The following is a 5,313-nucleotide window of genomic DNA, read 5'->3' as shown; positions in this document are numbered from 1 at the left end:
TACCTGCGCGCCGCCGAGGAGGACGTCGAGATCATGGACGGCAGCGACCCGTCGCGCCGCGCGGAGCTGATCGCGACGAAGCTCCAGGAGTGGCAGGCGATCGCCAACAGCTGAGCGCTACTTCTTGGAGATCAGCGACTTCAGGAAGAACGACAGGTTCCGCGGCCGCTCGGCGAGCCGGCGCATCAGGTAGCCGTACCACTCCTCGCCGTAGGGGATGTAGACGCGCATCTGGTTGCCGCGGTCGGCGATCCGCTTCTGCTCCTCGGGCCGGATGCCGTAGAGCATCTGGTACTCGTACGTCTGCGGGTCGCGACGGTGGTGCGCCGCGAGGGCGCCGGCGATCTCGACCAGCCGCGGGTCGTGGCTCGCGACCATCGGGTAGCCGTCGCCGGCCATCAGGATCTTGAGGCAGCGGACGTAGGCGGTGTCGACGTCCTCGGAGGACTGGTACGCCACGGACTCCGGCTCCTTGTAGGCACCCTTGCAGAGCCGGACCCGGCTGCCCTCGTGGGCCAGGTCGCGGCAGTCGGCCTCGCTGCGCCGCAGGTACGACTGGATGACCGCGCCGACCCACGGGAAGTCCTGGCGCAGCTCGCGCAGGGCCTCGAGCGTGGCGTCGGTCGTGGTGTGGTCCTCCATGTCGAGGGTGACCGTGGTGCCGGCGTCGTCGGCCGCCTGGCAGATCTCCCGAGCGTGCTCGAGGGCGATCTTCGTGCCGTCACCGGGGAGCATCTGGCCGAGCGCGCTCAGCTTCAGGCTGACCTCTCCCATGCCCAGCTGGCTGAGGTCGGCGCGCTTGAGCTCGGCCAGCAGCTCGAGGTAGGCGTCACGGGTGTGGATGGCCTGGGTGAGGTCGAGCGTGTCCTCGCCGAGGTAGTCGATCGTGGCCAGCCGGTTGGTCATCCGCAGCTCTGCGGTGGCGCGCACCGCGTCGGCGGTCGCCTCGCCCGGGACGAACCGCCGCACCACGCCGCGGCTGACCGGTGCACGCTCGATGGTCGTGCGGACCGTGCCGCTCTTGGAGAGCTGCAGGAGGGAGTTGCGCAGCAGGTCACTGGCGTTCACAGGGGTCCTTCCGACGTCGGCCGCGCGCGTCACGGCCGCCGACAAGGCTAGCCGCTGGCCGCTAGGGGGTGCGCCGCCGGAGGGTCAGGGAGCCCAGCAGGAGCGATGCGGCGATCCAGGTGGCGATGACCGCCAGGTCCGGCAGAACCTCGGCGAGCGGCTCGGGCTGGGCCGCGACCGCGTTCATGGCGTCCACGGCATACGACAGGGGCAGGACGTCGGAGATGGGCTGGAGCACCGTGGGCAGCTGGTCGCGGACGACGAGCAGCCCGCACAGCAGGAACTGAGGCAGCACGAACGCCGGCATGAACTGCACGGCCTGGAACTCGGTACGGGCGAACCCGCTCGCGAGGAGCCCCAGCGCCGTGCCCAGGACCGCGTCGGACACCGCGACCGCCACGAGCACCCAGGCCGGCCCCGCGACGTCCAGGCCGCAGACGTAGATCGCGAACGCGGAGGCGACGACCGCCTGGAGGACCGCCATGGCGCCGAACGCGAGCGCGTAGCCGAACATCAGGTCGCCCTTGCCCATGGGCGTGGTCAGCAGCCGCTCGAGCGTCCCGGACGTGCGCTCGCGCAGCGTGGCCACGCTGGTCACGATGAACATCACGACGAAGGGGAAGATCCCGAGCAGGGCCGGCCCGATCCGGTCGAAGACCGGTGTGCCGTCGTAGATCCAGGCCAGCAGGCCGAGCAGCACGACCGGCACGACGAGCATCAGCCCGATCGTGCGGTGGTCGACGCGCAGCTGCCGGAGCACCCGCCCGGTCACGACGAGCGTCCGGTGCGGCCTCACCGGGCGGCCTCCTCGGCACCGTCGATCAGGGTGAGGAACGCATGCTCCGCGTCGACGGCCCTGGTGCGCTCGAGCAGGACGGGCAGGGGCTCGTCGGCGAGCAGCCGGCCCTCGCGCAGCAGCAGCAGGCGATCGCACCGGGTGGCCTCGTCCATGACGTGGCTGGAGACGAGCAGGGACGTGCCGGCCTCGGCGAGCCGGTGGAACAGCTGCCACAGGTCCCGTCGGAGCACGGGGTCGAGCCCGACGGTGGGCTCGTCGAGGACGAGCAGCTCCGGCTCGTCGACGAGAGCACAGGCGAGGGAGACGCGGGAGCGCTGCCCCCCGGAGAGCCGGCCCGCGAGGACCCGCGCATGGCTGACGAGGTCGACGGCCTCGATCGCCCGTTCGGCGGACTCCTGCCCCACCCCGAGCATGCGGGCGAAGAAGCGCACGTTGTCCCGCACGCTGAGGTCGTCGTAGATGCTCGGCGCCTGCGTCACGTAGCCGACGCGCGTCCGCAGCTCCGGGGACCCCGCCGGTCGGCCCAGCACGGTGACGGTCCCGGACTCGACGACCTGCACCCCGACGACGGCGCGCATGAGCGTCGACTTCCCGCTGCCGCTGGGCCCGAGCAGGCCCACGACCTGCCCCGCCGGGACGCTCACGGAGAGACCGGGAAGCACCTCGCGCCCGCCGCGCACGACCCGCAGCGCGTCGATCTCGATGGCGTGGCTCAGCACACGACGAAATCTACGCCGGTGGACGCCCTCCCGGGCTCACCTCGGCTCCAGGGAGGGAGCAGCCGCGAGGTGCAGCCGCGCGAACGCCAACGCCTCCGTCAGGTCGAGCTCGCGCTGCTCGGCGGTGAGCTTGCGGGTGCCGACCTCGACGACGACAGAGCCCGAGTAGTGCTTCGCCGCAAGGGTCTCGAGGAAGTCAGCGCAGGGCTGGGTGCCGCGACCGGGTACGAGGTGCTCGTCCCTGGCCGAGCCGGTGCCGTCCGCGAGGTGCACGTGCGCCAGCCGGGACCCGAGCTCGGCCGCCATCTGGAGCGCGTCGGAGCCGGCCGTCGCCGTGTGCGACAGGTCGAGGGTGACGTTGTCGTACGGCAGCGGGACGGGGTCCCAGCCCGGCAGGTAGGCCTGGTACTCCCGGTTGCGGGCACGCCACGGGAACATGTTCTCGACGGCCAGGCGGATGCCTGTCTCGTGCTCACGCAGCGCGACCCCGTCGAGGAACTCGCGCGCGTACTCCTTCTGCCACCGGAACGGTGGGTGCAGCACCACGGTCCCCGCCCCCACCTCCTGCGCCAGCTCGATGGACTTGTCGACCTTGGTCCACGGGTCGGTGCTCCACACCCGCTGGGTCAGCAGGAGGGTCGGTGCGTGCACCGACAGCACCGGTATGCCGTGCAGCTCGGAGAGCGCCGCCAGGGCGCCCGGCTCCTGGGAGACCGGGTCGGTCCAGACCATGACCTCGACTCCGTCGTACCCGAGGCGACGCGCGGTGGCGAACGCCGCCGCGCACCCGTCGGGGTACACCGAGGCCGTCGACAGCGCGACCCTCGCGCCGGGGTCGAGGACGGCACCGGACATGGGCCGAGCCTATCGAGGCGGCCTGCGCCCGGACCCACGCCGTCGGCTCACGCCATGCTGTCGAGCCGCTGGAGGATGACTCCCTCGCGCAGCGCCCAGGGGCAGATGTCGAGCCGGTCGACGCCGAGGAGGTCCATGGCGGCCTCCGCCACGAGCGCCCCGGCGAGCACCTGGGCGGCGCGCGACGCGGAGACCCCCGGCAGGGCCGTGCGCTCCGCGACCGAGGTGCGGGACAGCGTCGACACCACCTCGGTGAGGTCGGTCCGCTTCAGGGAGCGGGCGGCATACTGCCCCTCGCTGCTCGGCGCGGCGCCGGCGATGCGTGCCAGCGAGCGCATCGTCTTCGAGGTCCCGACGGCACGGTCCACGCGCCCCGTCTTCGCCAGCGGCCGCAGGGCGCCGCCGATGCGGGCACGGATCTCGCGGCGGGCGGCCCGGATCGTGTCGGCGGCCGGCGGGTCGCCGGGGAGCAGGTCGCGGGTCAGCCGGCCGGCGCCCAGCGGCAGGCTGATCGCGGCGTCGGGGTCCTCGTCCATGCCGGCCGCCAGCTCGAGCGAGCCGCCACCGATGTCGATGACGAGCAGGGTCCCGCTGGACCACCCGAACCACCGGCGGGCCGCGAGGAAGGTCAACCGTGCCTCGTCCTCGCCGCTGAGGACCTGGAGGTCGACCCCCGTCTCGGCGTGGACCCGGGCCAGCACCTCGTCACCGTTGGGCGCCTCCCGGATGGCGCTCGTGGCGAAGGCGAGGAGCTCCTCGACGCCCTGGTCCTCGGCGACCTCGAGGCACTGGTCGATGAACCGGGTGAGGTCCCGCGCGCCCGCGTCGTCGATGCGGCCGTCGTCGGCCACGTGCTCCGAGAGGCGCAGCTCGATCTTGTGAGAGGTCGCGGGCAGCGGCTGCGCACCGCGGTGGGCGTCGACGACGAGAAGGTGCACGGTGTTGGAACCGACGTCGACCACCCCGAGGCGCATGACCTCACGCTAGCGGGCGGTCCAGCCACCGGCACGGCTCCTGACCGTGCGGCATCCGCCGTCTAGGGTGGATCCGTGGCTGAGACCCCGCTCGAGATCCCCCGCCTCTGGGTGGAGTTCGCCGACCCCGACGACAGCGAGCAGCGGTTCCGCTGCGACCTGACCTGGCTGACGTCGAGCTGGACGTGCATCTTCGGCAACGGCTGCCCCGGCATCTACGAGGACCGCCCCGACGACGGCTGCTGCACCCTGGGCGCCCACTTCACGGACAAGGACGACATCAAGCGGGTCAAGGCTGCCGTCAAGGAGCTCGGCGAGGACGAGTGGCAGCTCCACCCCGGCTCGACCGCCCAGTCCGCGTGGACCGAGACCGAGGACGACGCCCTCAAGACCAGGGTCGTGGACGGTGCGTGCATCTTCCTCAACCGCCCGGGGTTCCCGGCCGGGCCGGGCTGTGCCCTGCACCAGCACGCCGTGCTCGCCGGCAAGGAGCCCCACACGGTCAAGCCCGACGTGTGCTGGCAGCTGCCGATCCGCCGCACCTACCGGCGGGTCGAGCTGCCCGACGGGACCTCCTGGCTCGAGACGACGATCACCGAGTACGACCGGCGCGGCTGGGGCCCCGGCGGCCATGACCTCGACTGGTACTGCTCGGGCAACCCCGACGCGCACGTGGGCCGGGAACCGGTCTACCGCAGCAACCGCGCGGAGCTCGTCGAGCTGATGGGCGAGGCCGCGTATGCCGAGCTGGTCGTCCGCTGCGAGGCCCACCTCGCGAGCGTGCGGGCGGTGCGGTCCACCGGCTCGCACAAGCTCCTCCCCCTGATGGTCCACCCCGCGACCCTCGCCGCGGACGCGCCCGGGTCAGCGGTCAGGAAGCGGGCGTGACCGAGGGCGC

At 72.5% G+C, this 5,313-nt stretch carries 6 protein-coding genes; 1 reads left to right on the top strand and 5 read right to left on the bottom strand.

Annotated elements, in window-relative coordinates; genetic code table 11:
* Positions 1–117: 117 nt before the first annotated feature.
* The 5 genes from VIB11_RS01085 to VIB11_RS01065 all read right to left on the bottom strand — a co-directional run bounded on the left by VIB11_RS01085 (position 118) and on the right by VIB11_RS01065 (position 4,415).
* Positions 118–1,068: a proline dehydrogenase family protein gene (locus VIB11_RS01085; protein WP_332027521.1), complete on the bottom strand. Its 951-nt coding sequence runs from the start codon at positions 1,066–1,068 to the stop codon at positions 118–120.
* A 61-nt stretch (positions 1,069–1,129) separates the two neighbouring features.
* Positions 1,130–1,864, bottom strand: a complete 735-nt coding sequence (locus VIB11_RS01080; protein WP_332027519.1) for an ABC transporter permease — start codon at positions 1,862–1,864, stop codon at positions 1,130–1,132.
* Positions 1,861–2,586, bottom strand: coding sequence for an ABC transporter ATP-binding protein (locus tag VIB11_RS01075; RefSeq protein WP_332027517.1), 726 nt, complete (start codon positions 2,584–2,586; stop codon positions 1,861–1,863). Before VIB11_RS01075 ends, VIB11_RS01080 begins: the two co-directional genes overlap by 4 nt.
* A gap of 36 nt (positions 2,587–2,622) precedes the next feature.
* Positions 2,623–3,441 (bottom strand): sugar phosphate isomerase/epimerase, encoded by an 819-nt coding sequence (locus tag VIB11_RS01070; protein ID WP_332027515.1) that lies wholly within the window; start codon positions 3,439–3,441, stop codon positions 2,623–2,625.
* Positions 3,442–3,488: 47 nt separating this feature from the next.
* The gene (locus tag VIB11_RS01065; RefSeq protein WP_332027513.1) at positions 3,489–4,415 is read right to left on the bottom strand and encodes a Ppx/GppA phosphatase family protein; all 927 of its coding nucleotides are present in this window, start codon (positions 4,413–4,415) and stop codon (positions 3,489–3,491) included.
* A 75-nt stretch (positions 4,416–4,490) separates the two neighbouring features.
* Between VIB11_RS01065 and VIB11_RS01060 the strand changes: the two genes are divergently transcribed.
* On the top strand, positions 4,491–5,303 hold the full coding sequence (locus VIB11_RS01060) for a hypothetical protein (RefSeq protein ID WP_332027511.1): 813 nt from the start codon (positions 4,491–4,493) through the stop codon (positions 5,301–5,303).
* Positions 5,304–5,313 lie beyond the last annotated feature (10 nt).

The organism is Pedococcus sp., assembly GCF_036554925.1.
GTDB lineage: Bacteria > Actinomycetota > Actinomycetes > Actinomycetales > Dermatophilaceae > Pedococcus_A.
This window is presented reverse-complemented; position numbering and strand designations above follow the sequence as displayed.

What these genes read in the sequence shown, in the direction of transcription:
- VIB11_RS01070 (WP_332027515.1), bottom strand. Translation starts at nt 3,441, where the DNA reads ATGTCCGGTGCCGTCCTCGACCCCGGCGCGAGGGTCGCGCTGTCGACG.
- VIB11_RS01065 (WP_332027513.1), bottom strand. Translation starts at nt 4,415, where the DNA reads ATGCGCCTCGGGGTGGTCGACGTCGGTTCCAACACCGTGCACCTTCTC.